Origin of the sequence: Curtobacterium sp. MCPF17_018 (genome assembly GCF_003234135.1) — a bacterium.
Classification (GTDB): Bacteria; Actinomycetota; Actinomycetes; order Actinomycetales; family Microbacteriaceae; genus Curtobacterium; species Curtobacterium flaccumfaciens.
On record NZ_QKSJ01000001.1, the window covers coordinates 60,410 to 77,962 of the forward strand.

Genomic DNA, 17,553 nt, shown 5'->3' on the forward strand with positions numbered 1-17,553 from the left:
TCATTCTCAATTACCAATCGACAGGCCGTCGACGATGGCCTCGGTGTTCGAGCGCATCATCCCGAGGTAGGTGGCGGCGTCGCCGTCCTCGGTGAGGGACTCCGTCGCCAGGGGTCGGATCTCGACGTGCAGGTCGACCTCCTCCGCCAGCACCTCGGCCAGTCGCGCGGGCTGCGAGGCGTCGGCGAAGATCGTCCGGACTCCCGCCCCGTCGATCGCGGCGGCCAGGTCGCGCAGGTCGGCGGCGCTCGGGGAGGCCAGGGTGGTCCCACTCGGGATCACCGCCCCGACGACCCGGAACCCGTAGTGGTCGGCCAGGTAGCCGAACACGTGGTGGTTCGTGACGAGCGCCCGGCGTTCCTCGGGCACAGCACGGAACGCGGTCGTCATCGTGTCGTCCAGGTCGCGGAGCTCGTCCAGGTAGGCGTCGGTGCCGGTCGGCTCGATCCCGGCGTCGCGCAGGTCCTGGTCAAGGGCCTCGACCACGTCGACCATCCGGGCGGGGTCGGTCCAGAAGTGCGGGTCGGGCCCGCTGTCGTCCTCGGTGGTCCACTCCAGCGGGTCGAACGCGTCTCCGGCGGTGGAGACCGGCACGCCGTCCTCGGCCGCCGCCGCGACGTGGCGGGCGACCCCTTCTTCGAGCCCGAGCCCGTTCTCGACCACCAGGTCGGCGCTCCGCAGTCGTGCGGCTTCCTGCGCGGAGACCTCGAACGAGTGGGGGTCGGCGCCCGGGGGCATGAGGACCATGACATCGGCCTGGTCCCCGACGACTTCGCTGACGACGTCACCGAGGATGTTCGTGGTCACCGCGACGAGGGGGCGGTCGGAGCCTGCGGTGGTGCACCCGGTGGCGACGAGGGCGACGACCGCGGCGACGAGGCCCGCGGTCAGGGCCCTGGTGCCCGTCACAGTCCGACCTCGGCGAAGGCGACGGGGGCGACGGGGAGCTCGATCGTGCGGGCGACCCGGGCGCCGTCGGCGAAGTCGATCTCGTGCACGGTGCCGTCCGCGGGGTCGGCCAGGTAGGCGCGCTGGGCGTCGAGCTGCAGCAGCGGTGCGGGGTCGGTGCCGGTGTCGCCGGCTCGGGCGTCGATCAGTGGTTCGGTCGTGGCGACCTTCCCCGTCGAGGCGGTCACGACGATCACCCGCCCGGAGTCGTCGACCCCGACCACGTGCTCGTCCTCGTCGTCCACCGCGACCACGGCCCGCAGTGGGCGGTCGGTCGGCACGAGCCGCCAGGAGCCCTGTCGCACGTCGAGCAACCAGAACCCGGTGGTGCCGGCCAGTCCGGCGACGGTGGGCCGACCGGCACGTGCGGCGAAGGCCGTCGGACGCTCGGCGCCGTCGGGCAGGTCGACGAACGAGGTCTCGCCGGCGTCGTCCACCACGACCGCTCCGTCGGCGCAGCCCACGACGGCGCCGGCGCGGGTGACGATCCCGCCGGCGGGGTCGGTGCACGCTTGCTCAGCGGTGTCGGCGGCGTCGGTCGCCTCGCCGTCCGCGTCGAGCACGCGGACCGTGTCGCCGTCGGCCGCCACGAGCTGCTCGCCCATCGGCAGCAGGACGCTCGCGTCGATCCGGGCGGTCTCGTCGACCTCGCCCTGGCCCAGTGCCTGGCGGTCGAGCACGACGGCCTCGGCCCGGTCCGGCCAGGTGATCGTCGTCATGGTCTCGGACGAGTGCACCGCGACCCGGCCGCCGCCGTCGATCGTGCCGACGACCCGGGGCTCGGCGGCGTAGTAGTGCGTGTGGTCGCCGTGGTCGACCGTCCAGGACCCGCCGTCGACGATCGTGGTGCGGTCGGCACCGCTCGTCACGAGGAACCGGCCGTCGGTCGCCGAGTGCTCCGGTGCGTCCACGTCCTCGAGTTCGGTGGTCTCCTCGGCAAGCAGGTCGTGCAGCGCGGTCGCGCCGGTCGCCGACACGGCCAGGAGGCCCACCTGGGGTTCCTGGGACTCGCTCGCGCCCGCCACGTAACCGTGGGGACGGGCGGTGCCGGTCGAGCTGTCGGCCGACGGGGTGCCCGTGGAACAGGCGGTGACGGTGAGGGCCAGGCCGGTGGCGAGGCCGATGGTGGACAGGAGGCGCGCGGGGGCGCGGCTGGTGGTCGAGTGCTTCATGCTCCCTCTCGAGACGGTGCGGCGGATCGTGGTGCTGCCGGCGCGGCCGCGCGCGCCGGTGTGGGGATCGGGGTGCGCCGCAGGACGACGACGGCCAGGGTGCGCGAGGCCACCACGCTGCCGACGGCGACCGCGGCGATGCTCGCGCCGGCGGCGGTGCCGGCGTGCCAGGAGACGAGCAGCCCGACGAGCACGGCGGCGGCACCGATGCCGGCGCCGAGGAGCATCGTCGAGGCCACGTGCCGGGTCCAGGCGCGGGCGGCGGCCGCCGGCGCGAGCAGCAGGCCCACGACGAGCAGGGTGCCGACGGCCCGGTACGAGGCGACGACCGCCAGGGTGACGAGCCCGATGAGCACGACCTCGGCCAGGTGTGGGTGCAGTCCGAGCGTCGTGGCCTTGCGGGTGTCGAACGCCAGCGCGGTGAAGGGTCGGTGGAACGCCACGGCGACGGCCAGGGCCACGGCTGCGGCGATCGCAAGGCCGCCGACGTCGGCCCGGGTCACGGCGAGGACGTCGCCGAACAGGATGGCGGTGACGTCGGTGGTGAACGACCGCGAGGACGACACGATGATCACGCCGAGCGCGAGCATCCCGACGAAGAGCAGGCCGATCGAGGTGTCGTACGACAGCCGGGCACGACGTCGCAGTGCCCCGATGCCGAGCACCATCACGCCCGCGCTGACCGCGGCGCCGAGCACCGGCGGGATCCCGGTCAGGGTGGCGATCGCGACGCCGGGCAGCATGCCGTGCGAGAGTGCCTCGCCCAGGAACGCCATGCCCCGGACCAGCACCCACGTGCCGACCACGGCGCAGAGGACCGCCGCCAGGGAGCCGCCGACCAGGGCGCGCACCATGAAGTCGACGGAGAACGGATCGGTCAGCCAGGTCACGGTCCGAGACGCTACATGAAAACGAGTATCGATACTGATAGCGTGCTCAGGTGCCTGCGACCGAGCCGACCGAGCCGACCGAGCCCCGATCCGCCGTCCACCTGGACCGCGTGACGGCCGTCCTCGGCGACCGGACCGTCCTCGACGCGCTCGACGTGACGTTCCCCGCCGGGGTCGTCACCGCGCTCACCGGACCGAACGGCTCGGGCAAGTCGACGCTGCTCGACGTGGTCGCGGACGTCGTGCGGCCGACCGCCGGGAGGGTGACGGGCCTCCCGTCCGACGGTGTCGCCTACGTGACCCAGTCCGTGCCGCCGACCACGCTCCCGCTCACCGTCCGCGCGGCCGTGACGATGGGGCGGTGGCGGCACCGCGCGTGGTGGCGGCCGCTCGGACGCACCGACCGTGTGATCGTCGACGCGCAGCTCGAGCGGATGGCGGTCCTCGACCTGGCAGACCGGCCGATCGAGGAGCTGTCAGGCGGGCAGCGTCAGCGCGCGCTCGTCGCGCTCGGGCTGGCACAGCGGGCCGGGGTGCTGCTGGTGGACGAACCGACCGCGGGGGTCGACGCCGAGTCGGCGGCGCTCGTGGTGGCGGCGCTCGCCGACGAGGCCGCGGCAGGGGTCGTGGTCGTGCACGCGGCCCACGACCCCGCCGCGATCGTCGCGGCCGACCGCGTCGTCGCCTTGACCTGACCGATTCCGCAAAACACCGGTGTTCGCCCGTTGAACCGCGGTCTGCACGTGTTCAACGCGCGAACACCGGTGTCTTGCGACCGGTCCCGACCGCCCCCGACCAGTCCCCGACCGGCGTCAGGGGCAGGCGACGGCCACGGGAGCGGTCGGCGTCGGGTCGGCCGCGACCGGCTCGGCGGCAACGTGGTCGGCCGCGACCGGCTCGACCGACGGCACGGCACTCGACTTCCGCAGCCCCATCGCGACGAGCACGACGGCACCGACGATCGCGACCCCGCCGGCCAGCCAGAAGTCGGCAGCCAGACCGAACGACGACACGGCGGCACCACCGAGCACCGAACCGGCGGCGATCGCGAGCTGGATCGTCGTGACGAACAGCGCGAGCCCGGTCTCGGACCCGGCCGGCGACGCCGTCGACATCCACGTCTGCATCCCGAGCGGCAGCGCACCCCACACCAGGCCCCACACGACGAGCAGCACGAAGACCCCCACGACGGAGTGGGCGAGCAGCGGCAGCAGCACGACGGCCGCCGCGAGCACGAACTTCGACGCCCCGATGGTGGCGAGGACACTGCGGTCGAGCGTGAAGCCCGCGGCGAAGTTCCCGACGATGCCCGCGACGCCGAACACCAGCAGCGCGATCGTCACGGTGTCCGGGCCGACGCCGACGAGCTGCTGCAGGTACGGCGCGATGTAGGTGTACGCGGCGAACTGGGCTGCGAAGACGAAGGCCGCCGCGATGAGCCCGACCCGGGCGCGGGGCACGCGGAGCAGCGACCCGAGCGTGGCGAACCGCACCCGCTGCTGCGCGGGGATCTTCGGCAGCATCGCCAGTTGCAGGACGAGCGCGACGAGACCGAGCACCCCGCCGATCACGAAGCCGAGGCGCCAGCTGGCGAGCGACGACACCAGGGCGCCGAGCGGCAGGCTCACGACGGTCGCGACGGAGACGCCGGCGGTGATGAGCGAGGTCGCGCGGATCGTCAGCTCCGGCCGGACGAGTCGCCCGGCGATCCCGGCGCCGATGGCCCAGAAGCCCCCGATGCCGACACCGAGCAGCATCCGTGCGAGGAGCAGCACCCAGAACGACGGCGCGATCGCGGCGAGGCCGTCGGCGACCACGAGCAGCACGGTCAGGGACACGAGCACCACCCGGCGGTCGAGTCGCGAGGTCAGGACGGTGACGACCGGTGCCGCGACGGCTCCGACGAGTCCGGTGGCGACGACCATCAGACCGGCGGTGCCGATGCCGACGTCGAGGTCGTCGGCGATGGCGGGGAGCAGCCCGATGGGCAGGAACTCGGACAGGACGAGCACGAACGACCCGAGTGCGACGGACGTGACGCTGAGCCACCCGCGGCGTTCTGCTGACGATGTCATGGGGACATCAAGCCCCGGAGTGCTGCAGTCCATTCCCCTCGGCACCGAGCTCGCTCCACAGGTGCGCGATCGTCGCCGCGCCGTCGAGCAGGGTCCGCAGGTCGATGCTCTCGTCACTGGAGTGCCAGTGGTCCTCCGGCAGTCCCGTGCCGACGAACAGGACGGGGACGTCGAACACCCGGCCGAGCAGCTCCGCGGGACCGCCCCCGGCGTTGCCCATCCGCCCGGCGGTCTCGGTGCCGTGCCCGAGTTCCATCGCCCGCACGAGCGCGTCGAGCTCGGGGCCCGACGGGGTCACGTACGGATCCTGGCCGGTCTCCTCGGGGATCGTCAGCTCGTAGGCCACCCCGTCGGGCATCGTGTCCCGGACGAACCGGCGCAGCTGCTCGGCGACGGCCTGCACGCGCTGCCCCGGCACGGTCCGGATGCTGATCTCGGCGGTGGCTTCGCGCGGGACCACGGCTCGTGGGAACCCGGTGGGGTCGCCTGCCAGCAGGGTCAGCACCTCGATCGAGGGTCGTGCCCAGAGGCGCTCCTCGACCGAGTACCCCGCCTCGCCGGTGATCGCTCCGGTCTCGGTGCGCTCGACCCAGACGTCGGGATCGAAGTCGAGTGCCTGCAGCTCGGCACGGCGTTCGTCCGTGAGCGCGTCGACGTCGTCCAGGAACCCGGGGATCGTGATGCGGCCCTGGTCGTCGTGCAGGGCCGCGAGCACGGTGACGAGCGCGTGCACCGGGTTCGGCGCGGGGCCGGACACGGCGCCGCTGTGGACGTCGCGTGCGGGCCCGGTGACGGTGAGGGTCGCGCCCGTCATGCCACGCATCGACGTCACGACGGCGGGGTTGCCGGCCTTCCACTGCAGGGTGTCCGAGAACACGACGACGTCGCACGCCAGCCGCTCCTGCTCGGCGTCGAGCAGGTCGGCGAAGTGGCTGGAGCCGAGCTCCTCTTCTCCTTCGACGAGGAACTTGAGGTTCACGGCCGGGGTGCCGTCGGGTCGGGTGGCGAGGTGCGCGCGCAGCCCCCACAGGTGGGCGAGCACCTGTCCCTTCGCGTCGGACGCCCCTCGCCCGTACAGGCGTCCGTCGCGGAACGCGGGTTCCCACGGTGAGGTCTCGTGCCACTCCTCGGGCTTCGCGTGCCGCACGTCGTGGTGGCTGTAGACGAGCACAGTCGGCAGCGCCGGGTCGACGAGCAGTTCGGCGTACACGGCCGGTGCGGGACCGGCCTGCAGGATCTCGGTCTCGAGGCCGACCTCGCGCATCGCTCCGGCCAGCCAGTGCGCGGACCGGTCGACGTCGATCGCCCGTTCGGGTTGCGATGCGACGGACGGGATGCGGACCCACTCGCTGAGTTGCCGCACCAGGTGCTCGCGGCGCTCCTCGAGGAACCGCGCGACCTCGGCGCGACGGGTGTCGGGTTCGGTGCTGTCGGTCACGGGAGCGGACACGGTTCTCCGTTCGGTCAGGTGGTGTCGACCGTAGGAGCGGGTCCCTCCGGGTGGTCACGGATTGGCCTGGAGGCGCGGTGCGCGTCCGCCACGCGCCGCACCACCGACCCGGTGCGGGTCCGGAGCGCGGTGTGGGTCCGGGGACCCGGTGCGGGTCCGGGACGACTCAGGCGTCGAGCGCGCGCCGCGCGGCCGCGACGACCTCGGCGTCGGTGACGAAGTGCGCGGAGCCGTCGTCCCCGGCGCCCATCGGCACCCCGGCGTGCGCGCTGTCCGCGGCCGGTCGCTTGGCCGACAGGTGCACGGCGGCGGCACCGGTGGCGAGCAGCGCGCGGACGTCGGCGGGGGTGACCCCGGCGCCGGCCATCACCTGCACGGGCCCGGCGGCCTCGACCATGCGTGCGATCGTCTCGGCGCCGGCGACCGCGGTGGGGGCGGCCCCCGAGGTCAGGACGCGGGTGAACCCGAGCGCCGCGAGCGACCCGGCAGCGGCGACGGGGTCGGTCGCGTGGTCGATCGCACGGTGCAGGGTGACCTCGGCGGTGGCGCTGACCGAGCGGGCGGCGTCCACGAAGCGGCGGAGGGCGTCCTCGTCCAGGGTCCGGTCGGGGCGCAGGGCACCGACCACGACGCCGGCGGCCCCGGAGCGCAGGACCGTGCGGACCTCGCGCACCATGAGCTCGACCTCGTCGGGGGAGTGCACGAACCCGCCCGGACGGCAGCGGACCAGCGCGTGCGCCGGGATCCCGGTCTCGTGGGTCGTCTCCACCAGGGCCTGCGACGGGGTGAGCCCGCCGAGCTCGAGCCCGACGCAGAGTTCGACGCGGTCGGCACCGCCGTCCCGCGCGGTGATCGCACCCGCCGGTGAGGTGACGGCGATCTCGAGTGCGGCGGTGGTGCTCATGCAGGGGCTCCGAGCGGTTCGTTGGAGGCGGGGACGATGCGGGCGCGGAGGTCCGGTGCCGTCGGGAACACTCGATCGTAGGGGAACATCGGGCGCTCGATCCTGTGGTGCCCGAGGCGCAGCAGGTCCTGGTCGACACCGCCCGGGGTGAGCGCGAGCATCCAGTCGGCGGACATGTCGAACAGCTCCGGTTCGAGGTACCCGATCTTCACGATGACGACGTCCGCCTGCCGCGGCGCCAGGTCGAGGTCGGTGAAGTCGTGCTCGTGGTGGTAGGGCTTCCGCAGCTTGGTCAGGATCGCGAAGACGCTGCCGACCTGCAGCACGACCTCCGTCTCGGCGTCGCGGTCACCGTGCTTGATCGCGTGCACCCGGCCGGTCATCGTGATCGGACCAGCGTGCACGTCGTCGACCTCGGCGCCGGCGGTCACGGTGATCGTCGCACCGACGCCGGCGTCCACCGCAGCGGCGACGGCGGCCGGTCCGGGCACGCTCGCGTAGATGACGGTCGGGCCCGACGGGTCCTGGAACTCCGGGCGGGCGAGCACCTGCGTCAGGCCCCAGGTCATGTCCCCGGAGCCGCCGGCCGTCGGGTTGTCGCCCGAGTCCGAGACGAAGTACGGCTTCGCGGCGCCCGGGGCGAGCGCGGCGTCGAGGCACTCGTCGAACGTGCCGGTGGGGGCGACGAACACGAAGTCCTCGCGGACGTCCCAGAACGCCGCCGCGAGCCGCTCGGCACCGGCGGCGACGGCGACCTCGTCCCACCCGGTGACGACGGTGACGGCCTGGTCGCGGGGCTGGTCGGCCCACGCGTACCCGACCCAGATCGCGGCGTCGAGCACGCCCTCGGTCTGCTCGACGAGCGGGACCTGCGCGTACAGGGACTTCGCCGGCTCGAGACGGGTCGAGGTCTGCTCGCCCGGCAGCAGGACGGGGATCGGGATCCAGGCCTTCACGGGGCGCTGCGCACCGACGGGTCGTTCGGTGAGCACGTCGACGAGGTTCCGGACGGCGCGCTCCTTCGTCTCGAGGGTGTCCTCGTGCGGGGCCATCCGGTAGCAGGTGACGAGGTCGACCCGGTGGGCGAGCTCGCGCGTGACGTTGCCGTGCAGGTCCATCGACGCGGACACGATGACGTCGGGGCCGACGACCTGGCGGATGCGGCCGAGCAGGTCCGTCTCGGCGTCGTCGAGTCCCTCGACCACCATCGCGCCGTGGATGTCGTACCAGAGCCCGTCGACCGGACCCAGCGCACGCAGCCGGTCCACGATCTCGTCGGCCAGGGTTTCGTACGATGCCCGGTCGACGATCCCGCCGGGCAGCGCGTGCCCGATGAGCGCCCCGCGGAAGTCCGCCCGGTCCGCCATGGTCGCCAGGAACGGGTACCGGGCGACGGCCTCGTCCCCGCGGTCCGGGTGGAACGCGGGGGCGTGCGTCCGGGTCGGTGTGAACGTCGACGTCTCGATGGCCAGGCCGGCGATCGCGATGACCGGACGACGGGCGCCAGCGGGGGCGACGGGGACGGCGGGGGTGACGGGGCCGGTCTCAGACACGGACGCTCCTGTTCCTGGTGGTGGACTGGGGGATGGGTGCGGAGAGCTCCTCGAGCGAGGCGGCGAGGCCCCGCTGCAGCGCGAACTGCCCGGCGCCGACGAGCCCGGCATCGGCGCCGAGCGACACCGGCTCGATGGCCAGGTGCTGGGTCATCAGCGGGTGGCAGCTCTCGTAGAGCTGGCTCCGCACGGCGGCGATGAACGGGTCGAGGGTCGACAGGATGCCGCCCAGGTACACGGCGTCCGGGTTGAAGAAGTTCACGTTGGCGGCGAGCACCTCGCCCAGGTACCTGCCCGCCATCCGAACGGCACGGGTGGCCTCGGGATGCGCGTCCGAGGCGAGCCGGACGACGTCGGCGGTCGAGGCGACGTCGACCCCGGCGTTCGACAGGATCCGGACCAGGGCGGCCCCGGACGCCACCGTCTCGAGGCAGCCGGTGTTGCCGCACGAGCACGGGGTGTCCCCGGCGGCGTCGATCCGCACGTGCGTGATGTCCCCGGCGGCCCCCGTCGACCCGCGGTAGAGCCGACCGTCGATGACGATGCCCGCGCCGATCGCCGACCCGGCCTTGATCGTGATGGTCTGGCGTCGAGCAGGGTCCTGCACCGTCTGTTCACCCGCCGCCATGCAGTTCGCGTCGTTGTCGACGATCGCCGGCAGGCCGAACCGGTCGCTCAGCCACGCGGCCACGGGGAACCCGTTCCACCCCGGCATCCGGCTGGGCAGGTCCACGACGCCGGCGACGACGTCGACGGGCCCCGGCAGGCTGAGCCCGACGCCCCGCAGTCCCTCGCGACCACGGTCGTCGGCGAGCCGCTCGAGCAGCGCGGCCAGGCGCTGGAGCCCGGCGGTCGGACCGTCGGAGAGCGCGAACGGGACGTTCGCGACCGACTCGAGCGCGCCTCCTGGCAGGACCACGCCGATGCGCGCGTGCCCGCCACCGACGTCCGCGGCGACCGCGTACTCGTCGACGCCGCCGATGCGGAGCACCTTGCGGGGGCGACCGCCGGTCGAGACGTCGGTGCCTTCCTCGGCGAGGATCCCGTGCTCCAGGAGCTGGCCGACGACGTGCGAGACGGTCGAGGGAGCGGCTCCGAGCACCTTCGCGATCTCGGTCCGGCTGGCGGCCTGCCCCGAGGCGACGAGCTCCAGGACGCGGGCGCTGAGATCGGCCACGACTTTCTCCAATCCGGGCGGAACGGGAACGGAACACCGGTCGGTGGTCCGTTCTGCCGCGAGCCTACGGGGCGGATCGAGCAGTCCACCCTTTCGTCCGTTCCGCAGTAACGCAGTTTTTACATCGAGATGTTTGTTTTTCCAATCGCTTTGGTCCTTGACTGTCCTCGTGCCGCTCGGCACCCGTGCTCCACCTCCCCGAAGTCCCTCGCACAAGGAGACACCGCATGTCCAAGCCCCGTCGCTGGGCGCTCCTCACCGGAGCTGCGATCGCCGTGAGCGCGCTGCTCGCCGGCTGTTCCGGAGGCGGCAACGCCTCGCAGGGATCGACCGACGAGATCGACTACGCGCTCCCCGCCAACTTCACGCCGAACTGGATCCTGCCGATCGGCACCGCCGCGCACCTCAACACGAACAACGGCTCCATCGCCCAGTCGCTGTACGAGCCGCTCGTCGCGTACGACGGGTCCACCGGCAAGATCGCGTGGAACAAGGCCGGCTCCGTCGCCACCGACGCGCAGTTCGCCGACGACGGCAAGAGCGTCACCATGACGCTCGGCGACCGGCACTGGTCGGACGGCGAGGCGATCACGAGCCGCGACGTCGGGTTCTGGTTCAACCTGATCAAGGCGAACAAGGACCAGTGGGGCTCGTACTCCAAGGGCAAGGCGCCGGACAACTGGACGTCGTTCAAGGCCGTCGACGACACGCACTTCACCATCACGTTCGACAAGGCCTACAACGCGGACTGGATGCTCGCCAACCAGCTGAGCCACATCATCCCGCTGCCCCAGCACGCCTGGGACAAGACCAGCGCGACCGCGAAGGTGACCGACGCCGACGAGACCACCGCCGGCGCGAAGCAGGTGTGGAAGTACCTCAACACCGCCGCCGGCAAGATCTCCGACTACGCCACCGACGACCTGTGGAAGACCATCTCCGGCCCCTACGGCGTCAAGACCTTCACCACGGCCGGCAAGGTCACCCTGACCGCGAACGAGAAGTACGACGGTGGTGAGAAGCCGTCGATCACCACGGTGAACCTGCTGCCCTTCACCACCGCCGACGCCGAGGTGAACGCCGTCCGTTCGGGCGAGGTCGACTACGGCTACATCAACGCCACCGACATGGACCAGAAGTCGTCCTTCACCGGGAAGGGCTACGAGGTCGAGCCGTGGACCGGCTGGGCGATCACGTACATGCCGTACAACTTCAACAACCCGACGATGGGCGCCGTCTTCAAGCAGCTGTACGCCCGTCAGGCCGTCCAGATGTCGATCGACCAGACGTCGCTGTCGAAGGTCGTCTTCAACGGCACCGCCACCTCGACGTACGGTCCGATCCCGCAGGCGCAGGAGTCCGACTACGTCTCCGACGTGCAGAAGTCGAACCCGTACCCGTTCAGCACCTCGAAGGCCAAGGACCTGCTGACCAGCCACGGTTGGAAGGAGCAGGGCGGCACGATGGTCTGCACCGACCCGGGCACGTCCGCTAGCCAGTGCGGCGAGGGCGTCGAGCAGGGCACGAAGTTCTCGATGCAGGTGCTGTCGCAGTCCGGTTCGACCGTGACCGACAACATGATGAGCGCGATCCAGTCCTCGCTCGCGAAGACCGGCATCGACTTCACCATCAAGACGGCACCGGTGTCGAGCGTGCTGTCGCAGACCCCGACCTGCACCTCGGACGAGGCCAGCTGCGACTGGGACCTGTCGTTCTTCGGCACCGCGGGCAGCTGGTACTTCCCGGCCTACCCGACCGGTGAGTCGCTCTTCCAGACCGGCGGTTCGGCGAACTTCGGCAGCTACTCGAACGAACAGGTCGACTCCCTGATCGACGCGACCACCACCTCGACCGACGCCACCGCCGTGCAGGACTACAGCGCAGCGGTCGCGAAGGACCTTCCGGTGATCTGGCTGCCGAGCCCCGACTACCAGATCTCGGTCGTCAAGAAGGGCCTGTCCGGCTTCGACCAGGACTCGCTCGCCAACTTCCACCCGGCCCAGTGGAAGTGGAACAAGTAAGACCGTGACCACGGACGGGAGGCGCGGTGCGCGTCCGACGCGCCCCGCGCCTTCCGTCCCTCGCACGTCTCCAATCCGACCATCGGAAGCCGCATGACCACAGCTCTCTACCTCACCAGGCGCGTCCTGCAGGCGCTCGCGGTGATCCTCATCGTCACCGTCGTGGTGTTCTGCCTGCTGCACGCGCTGCCCGGCGGCCCCGCCCGCGGCGTGCTCGGCGTCTCCGCGACCCCGACGCAGATCGCCCAGTTCAACCAGGCGCAGGGGCTCGACCAGCCGCTGCCCGTGCAGTACCTGCGGTTCCTCGGTCGTCTGCTGACCGGCGACCTCGGCACCTCGTACACGCTCAACGAGCCGGTCTCGCAGCTCATCGCCGAGCGCCTGCCGAAGACCCTCGTGCTCACCGGCATCTCCGCGGTGCTCGGACTCGTCGTCGCGATCCCGGTCGGGATGCTCCAGGCGGCCCGCCGCAACGGAGCGGTCGACTACGCCGCCACCGCCCTGGCGTTCGTCTTCTACTCGACGCCGGCGTTCTTCCTCGGTCTCGTCCTGATCATCGTCTTCAGCCAGCAGTTGCCGTGGCTGCCGTCCCAGGCGCCGAGCGGCACCACCCTGGCCGAGGTGTTCCAGGACCCCGCCGGACTCGTGCTGCCCGTGGTGACCGGAGCCCTCGCGATGATCGCGGTGTTCAGTCGGTACATGCGCGCCTCGACGCTCGAGAACCTGCAGGAGGACTACGTCCGTACGGCCCGTGCCGGCGGCGCCTCGACCGCGACGATCCTGCGTCGGCACGTGTTCCGGAACTCGCTGACCCCGGTCGTCGCGATGCTCGGGTACTACCTGCCGGTGCTGTTCGGCGGCGCCCTGGTGACCGAGCAGCTGTTCAACTACCCCGGCATGGGGCTGCTGTTCTGGAACGCCGCACAGTCCTCCGACTACCCGACGCTGCTCGGCTGCGTGCTCGTCATCTCCATCGCGACCGTCATCGGCACCCTGCTCGCCGACGTCGCACAGTCCTTGATCGACCCGCGAGTGAAGGCGAGCCGCGCATGACCGCCGTCCAGATGGCCCCCGAAGCCCCGGGCGCCCCCGTCACCGTCGCGGCCACCGGGTTCCGGCTCGCCGCCCGCCGGTTCCGGGGCAACACCCTCGCCGTGATCGGCCTCGCCCTGATCGTCGTCATCGTGTTGTTCTGCTTCGTGGGCCCGTTCGTGTACCCGACCGACCAGACCCACACGCTGCTCGAGCAGGCCAACCAGGGCCCGAGCGCCGCGCACTGGCTCGGCACCGACGCCGTGGGCCACGACGTCCTCGGTCGCCTGATGTACGGCGGCAAGGTCTCCCTGATGGTGGGCATCGCCGCCGGGGTCCTGGCCACCGTCGTCGGCACGCTGTGGGGCTCCGTCGCCGGGTACGTCGGCGGCTGGGTCGACGCGCTGATGATGCGCGTCGTCGACGCCGGCATCGCGATCCCGGCCCTGTTCATCCTGCTCGTCATCTCGGCGATCACGAACCCCGGGGTCGGCGGCCTCATCGTCATCCTCGGCCTGGTGTCGTGGCTCGTGCCGTCCCGCCTGATCCGCGCCGAGACCCTGTCGCTCAAGAACCGCGACTACGTCCTGACGCTGCGCGCGATCGGCGGTTCGCACGCCCGCGCGATCGGCAAGCACCTGCTGCCGAACTCGGTGTCGACGATCGTCGTCGCGGCGACGTTCCAGGTCGCCGACGCGATCCTGCTGGTCGCCTACGTCTCGTACCTCGGGCTCGGCGTGCAGCCGCCCGCGACGGACTGGGGCGGCATGCTCTCGGCGCATCTCACCGCCGCCTACTCCGGACGCTGGTGGCTCATCGTGCCGCCGGGTCTGGCCGTGATCCTGGTCGTCTGCGCGTTCAACGCGGTGGGCGACGGACTGCGGGACGCCTTCGACGTACGGGGCCGCTGATGACGACCGAACCGATCCTCGAGACGACCGACCTCGGCGTCACCTTCAGCACCGAGTCCGGCACCGTCGACGCCGTGCGGGGGGTGTCCCTGTCGGTCGCCCCCGGCGAGACCCTCGCCCTGGTCGGCGAGTCCGGCTCCGGCAAGTCCACCGTCGCACTCGCCGCGATGGGGCTGCTCTCCGGCAACGCGACGGCCTCGGGCAGTGCCGTCGTCGCCGGGCACGAGGTCGTCGGTGCACCCGAACCCGCGCTCCGGGCACTGCGGGGCTCGACCGTCTCGATGGTCTTCCAGGAGCCCGCGACCGCCCTCGACCCGCTCACCCGCGTCGGTGCGCAGATCGCCGAGGTGATCCGGAACCACCGTGACGTCTCCGCGTCCGCCGCCGCGGCCGAGGCCGTCGACCTGCTCCGTCGCGTCGGCATCCCCGACCCCGAGTCGCGCACCCGGTCGTTCCCCTTCCAGCTGTCGGGTGGGCAGCGCCAGCGCGTGGTCATCGCGATGGCGATCGCGAACGCGCCGAAGCTGCTCATCGCGGACGAGCCGACCACGGCCCTCGACGTGACCGTGCAGGCCGAGATCCTCGAGCTGCTCCGTGCGCTCGCCGTCGAGACCGGCACCGGCGTGCTGCTCGTCACGCACAACATGGGGGTCGTCGCGGACTTCGCCGACCGGGTCGCGGTCATGCTCCAGGGCGAGATCGTCGAGACCGGCGGGGTCGAGGACGTCCTGCTCCGCCCCGAGCACGAGTACACCAAGCGGCTGCTCGCCGCGGTGCCGCGGCTCGACGTGGCGGGCGATCGTCCGTCGGCTCCCGTCACCGACACGGGGACCGAGACGGCCGGGAGGCCCGGTGCGGCCCCGGTGGTCGACCTGCGGGACGTCTCGGTGACGTTCGGGCGCGGGGCGCGTGCCGTCCACGCGCTCGCGGGCATCGACATCGCGGTGCACGCCGGTGAGACCGTCGGCCTGGTCGGCGAGTCCGGCTCCGGCAAGTCGACCGCGGCCCGGGTGGCACTCGGGCTCATCAAGCCGACGTCCGGCACGGTGTCGCTGTTCGGGCAGGACCTGCGGACCGCGAAGGGCCGTGACCGTCGTGCCCTCCGCTCCGGCATCGGCGTCGTGCTGCAGGACCCGGTGGCGTCCCTCGACGCCCGGATGTCCGTGGCCGAGTGCATCGCGGAACCCCTCGCCGTGCACCGTCGCGGGATGTCCTCGGCCGACCGCCGTCGCCGCATCGACGAGGTGCTCGACGCGGTGCGGCTGCCACGGACCCTGGCGTCCCGTGCGCCGCGTGAGCTCTCCGGCGGGCAGCGGCAGCGGGTCTCGCTCGCCCGGGCGCTGGTGCTCGAACCGCGGTTGCTCGTCGCCGACGAACCGACCTCGGCGCTCGACGTCAGCGTGCAGGAGACCGTGCTCGAGGTCCTCGGCGAGCTGCAGGACGACCTGGGGTTCGCGTGCCTGTTCGTGTCACACGACCTGGCCGTCGTGCAGCACTTCGCCGAGCGCGTCGTGGTGATGCGCCAGGGCGTCGTCGAGGAGCAGGGCACCACCGGCACGACGCTGCTGCACCCCACCACCGACTACACCCGGCGGTTGCTCGCAGCGGTACCGGTGCCCGACCCGGTCCTGCAACGGCAGCGTCGGACCGCGCGCCTCGCCTCGCTCGCGGCGGTGACCGCGTGACCCGGGTCCTGGCCGGGGTCGACGTCGGCGGCACCAACACGAAGGTCGTCCTGACCACGCCCGACCTCGAGGTCATCGACCGCCTCGACCTGCCGACGCCCGCGCACGCGGGCGGGGCGGCGATCGTGACGGCCGCACTCGGGGCCGTGACGGGTCTGCTCGAGACGCACCGGGCCTCCTTGGCGGGTGTCGGGGTGGGCGCGGCCGGTGTCGTCGACCGGACCACGGGAACCGTCCTGGTCACCGGCAACTCGTTCACCGGCTGGGCCGGGTACGGCGTGACCCGGGCGGTGACGGACGCCCTCGGCGTCCCCGCGACCCTCGACAACGACGTGAACGCGTTCCTGCTCGGCGAGATCGCCACCGGCGCGGTCGTGGGGGAGTCCGACGTGCTCGGCATGACCCTCGGTACCGGCGTCGGCGGTGCGCTCGTGCTCGACGGACGGCTCTTCGCCGGCCCGCGCGGCGCCGCCGGTGAGATCGGCCACGTCCCCGGCTTCGGCGACGCCCGGTGCACCTGCGGACAGACCGGGCACCTGGAGACCATCGCGGGCGCACGCGGCATCGCCGACCGCTACGCCGAGCGCTCCGGGCGGATGCTCTCGGCACGGGACGTCGCCGTCGCCGCGCGCGGCGGAGATGCCGACGCGGCCGCCGTCTTCGCCACCGCGGGGTGGGGCCTGGCCCGTGCCGCACTGCTGACCGCGGGGATCCTCGACGTCACGACCGTCCTGATCGGCGGCGGGATCGCACGGTCATGGGACCTGCTCGAACCGGCCATCACGGCGGCGATCGCCGCGGAACCGCCGGTCAGCGGGGCGACGATCCGGCTCGCGCAGTCGACGCTCGGGTCCGACGCCGTCGCACTCGGCGCGGCGGCGCAGGTGCGAGCGCGCGTGCTGGAGCCGGAGACCGCGTAGCGGGGGACCGCCAGGGTCAGGGCACCCAGACGACGATGCCGCGCAGGTCGTGGAGCACGGCGGCGAGCCCGGCGCGCAGACCACGGGCCGCGCGGTCCTCGGTGAAGGTCTCGGGGTCGTAGTGGCTCGACGGGCCGAGGCCTTCGCCGCGGAACCCGCCGCCCGTCCAGTCCGCCGCCGTGACGTTCGACGTCGGCTCGGCGATCTCGGCACCGACGACCAGGAACTGCTGGTGGAGCGCGGTCGGCGAGACGGCCGCGAGCGGGTCGACCATGTGGTTGCCGACGGTGATGACCAGGTCGGGCTCGGCGTCGACGGCGCGCAGGACCGCGGCGATGCGGTCGTCGGCGTCCTTCGCCGAGACCGGGGTGACGGTGACGTCCTCGTCCGCGGCCCACGACTCGACGGCGTCGAGCAGGGTACGGGTCGGGGCGTCGGCGGCGTCACCAGCGTCGGAGAGCAGCACGACGTCGTAGCCGGTGGGGGCGTGCACACCGGACCACGAACCGGGCTCCGGGTGGATGGTGGCCTCGGGCGCCGGCGGCTGGTCGGGGTCGGAGAACCCGGCGCCCAGGACCCCGGCCGAGGCGTGCGCCGACGCGGTCGCCGTCGGGCCGGCGCCGCCGGTGGTGCCGTCCGACGCCCCGGAGCAGCCGGCCAGCAGGACGGCGCCGACACCGGCGAGGGCGACGGCGGTCAACAGGACGGTCGTCCGGGTGGCGATGCGGGTCACGGCACCATGCAAGCACGCCCGACGGCCGCCCCGGGCCGGTCGGGGGACCTGTCCAACACCCGTCCCGCCGCTGGTCACCGGT

15 protein-coding genes are annotated in these 17,553 nt (G+C 72.5%); 6 read left to right on the forward strand and 9 right to left on the reverse strand.

The genetic code is table 11. From position 1 onward, the window contains the following. Nucleotides 1-6: 6 nt before the first annotated feature. From DEJ27_RS00280 to aztB, 3 genes are read right to left on the reverse strand one after another with little or no spacing between them, the layout of a single operon-like run. On the reverse strand, nt 7-909 hold the full coding sequence (locus DEJ27_RS00280; protein WP_258370266.1) for a metal ABC transporter substrate-binding protein: 903 nt from the start codon (nt 907-909) through the stop codon (nt 7-9). Continuing rightward, complete coding sequence (locus DEJ27_RS00285; protein WP_110858549.1) at nt 906-2,120, reverse strand: ABC transporter; 1,215 nt, start codon at nt 2,118-2,120, stop codon at nt 906-908. The genes DEJ27_RS00280 and DEJ27_RS00285 overlap by 4 nt, the downstream gene beginning before the upstream one ends. Then, the gene (aztB, locus tag DEJ27_RS00290) at nt 2,117-3,010 is read right to left on the reverse strand and encodes a zinc ABC transporter permease AztB (protein WP_111090108.1); all 894 of its coding nucleotides are present in this window, start codon (nt 3,008-3,010) and stop codon (nt 2,117-2,119) included. Before aztB ends, DEJ27_RS00285 begins: the two co-directional genes overlap by 4 nt. 50 nt (nt 3,011-3,060) lie before the next feature. Here aztB and DEJ27_RS00295 point away from each other — a divergent pair, with 50 nt between their 5' ends. Next, on the forward strand, nt 3,061-3,705 hold the full coding sequence (locus tag DEJ27_RS00295; protein WP_258369753.1) for an ATP-binding cassette domain-containing protein: 645 nt from the start codon (nt 3,061-3,063) through the stop codon (nt 3,703-3,705). A gap of 117 nt (nt 3,706-3,822) precedes the next feature. On the opposite strand, the gene DEJ27_RS00300 is transcribed toward DEJ27_RS00295, so the two are convergent. The 5 genes from DEJ27_RS00300 to DEJ27_RS00320 form a co-directional block, all read right to left on the reverse strand. Beyond that, nucleotides 3,823-5,085 (reverse strand): MFS transporter, encoded by a 1,263-nt coding sequence (locus tag DEJ27_RS00300; protein WP_111090109.1) that lies wholly within the window; start codon nt 5,083-5,085, stop codon nt 3,823-3,825. Between the two features lie 7 nt (nt 5,086-5,092). Continuing rightward, the gene (locus DEJ27_RS00305) at nt 5,093-6,523 is read right to left on the reverse strand and encodes a M20/M25/M40 family metallo-hydrolase (protein ID WP_110858552.1); all 1,431 of its coding nucleotides are present in this window, start codon (nt 6,521-6,523) and stop codon (nt 5,093-5,095) included. Between the two features lie 178 nt (nt 6,524-6,701). Beyond that, nucleotides 6,702-7,439 (reverse strand): copper homeostasis protein CutC, encoded by a 738-nt coding sequence (locus DEJ27_RS00310; protein ID WP_110858553.1) that lies wholly within the window; start codon nt 7,437-7,439, stop codon nt 6,702-6,704. Further along, nucleotides 7,436-8,992, reverse strand: coding sequence for a M81 family metallopeptidase (locus tag DEJ27_RS00315; protein ID WP_110858554.1), 1,557 nt, complete (start codon nt 8,990-8,992; stop codon nt 7,436-7,438). Before DEJ27_RS00315 ends, DEJ27_RS00310 begins: the two co-directional genes overlap by 4 nt. Beyond that, nucleotides 8,985-10,169 (reverse strand): ROK family protein, encoded by a 1,185-nt coding sequence (locus DEJ27_RS00320; protein WP_027467220.1) that lies wholly within the window; start codon nt 10,167-10,169, stop codon nt 8,985-8,987. The genes DEJ27_RS00315 and DEJ27_RS00320 overlap by 8 nt, the downstream gene beginning before the upstream one ends. A 227-nt stretch (nt 10,170-10,396) precedes the next feature. On the opposite strand from DEJ27_RS00320, the gene DEJ27_RS00325 reads away from it, so the two are divergent. The 5 genes from DEJ27_RS00325 to DEJ27_RS00345 all read left to right on the forward strand — a co-directional run bounded on the left by DEJ27_RS00325 (nt 10,397) and on the right by DEJ27_RS00345 (nt 16,738). Then, nucleotides 10,397-12,190 (forward strand): peptide ABC transporter substrate-binding protein, encoded by a 1,794-nt coding sequence (locus DEJ27_RS00325; protein WP_110858555.1) that lies wholly within the window; start codon nt 10,397-10,399, stop codon nt 12,188-12,190. 93 nt (nt 12,191-12,283) lie between these two features. After that, a complete protein-coding gene (locus DEJ27_RS00330) occupies nt 12,284-13,243 on the forward strand; it encodes an ABC transporter permease (RefSeq protein WP_027467218.1) in 960 nt (319 codons plus the stop codon). Next, nucleotides 13,240-14,133, forward strand: a complete 894-nt coding sequence (locus tag DEJ27_RS00335; protein ID WP_111090110.1) for an ABC transporter permease — start codon at nt 13,240-13,242, stop codon at nt 14,131-14,133. Before DEJ27_RS00330 ends, DEJ27_RS00335 begins: the two co-directional genes overlap by 4 nt. Continuing rightward, nucleotides 14,133-15,818 (forward strand): ABC transporter ATP-binding protein, encoded by a 1,686-nt coding sequence (locus DEJ27_RS00340; protein WP_110858557.1) that lies wholly within the window; start codon nt 14,133-14,135, stop codon nt 15,816-15,818. The genes DEJ27_RS00335 and DEJ27_RS00340 overlap by 1 nt, the downstream gene beginning before the upstream one ends. After that, nucleotides 15,815-16,738 carry an ROK family protein gene (locus DEJ27_RS00345; protein WP_027467215.1) on the forward strand — a complete coding sequence of 308 codons (924 nt, stop codon included), beginning with the start codon at nt 15,815-15,817 and terminating at the stop codon, nt 16,736-16,738. The genes DEJ27_RS00340 and DEJ27_RS00345 overlap by 4 nt, the downstream gene beginning before the upstream one ends. Nucleotides 16,739-16,754: 16 nt before the next feature. Here the strand turns inward: DEJ27_RS00345 and DEJ27_RS00350 are convergent, their stop codons facing one another. Continuing rightward, nucleotides 16,755-17,471, reverse strand: a complete 717-nt coding sequence (locus DEJ27_RS00350; protein WP_110858558.1) for a hypothetical protein — start codon at nt 17,469-17,471, stop codon at nt 16,755-16,757. Nucleotides 17,472-17,553 lie beyond the last annotated feature (82 nt).

Excerpts from the sequence above, each read along its gene's own strand:
- DEJ27_RS00285 (WP_110858549.1), bottom strand. The coding sequence starts at position 2,120 with ATGAAGCACTCGACCACCAGCCGCGCCCCCGCGCGCCTCCTGTCCACC.
- DEJ27_RS00310 (WP_110858553.1), bottom strand. The coding sequence starts at position 7,439 with ATGAGCACCACCGCCGCACTCGAGATCGCCGTCACCTCACCGGCGGGT.
- DEJ27_RS00330 (WP_027467218.1), top strand. The coding sequence starts at position 12,284 with ATGACCACAGCTCTCTACCTCACCAGGCGCGTCCTGCAGGCGCTCGCG.
- DEJ27_RS00300 (WP_111090109.1), bottom strand. The coding sequence starts at position 5,085 with ATGACATCGTCAGCAGAACGCCGCGGGTGGCTCAGCGTCACGTCCGTC.
- DEJ27_RS00340 (WP_110858557.1), top strand. The coding sequence starts at position 14,133 with ATGACGACCGAACCGATCCTCGAGACGACCGACCTCGGCGTCACCTTC.
- DEJ27_RS00325 (WP_110858555.1), top strand. The coding sequence starts at position 10,397 with ATGTCCAAGCCCCGTCGCTGGGCGCTCCTCACCGGAGCTGCGATCGCC.
- DEJ27_RS00335 (WP_111090110.1), top strand. The coding sequence starts at position 13,240 with ATGACCGCCGTCCAGATGGCCCCCGAAGCCCCGGGCGCCCCCGTCACC.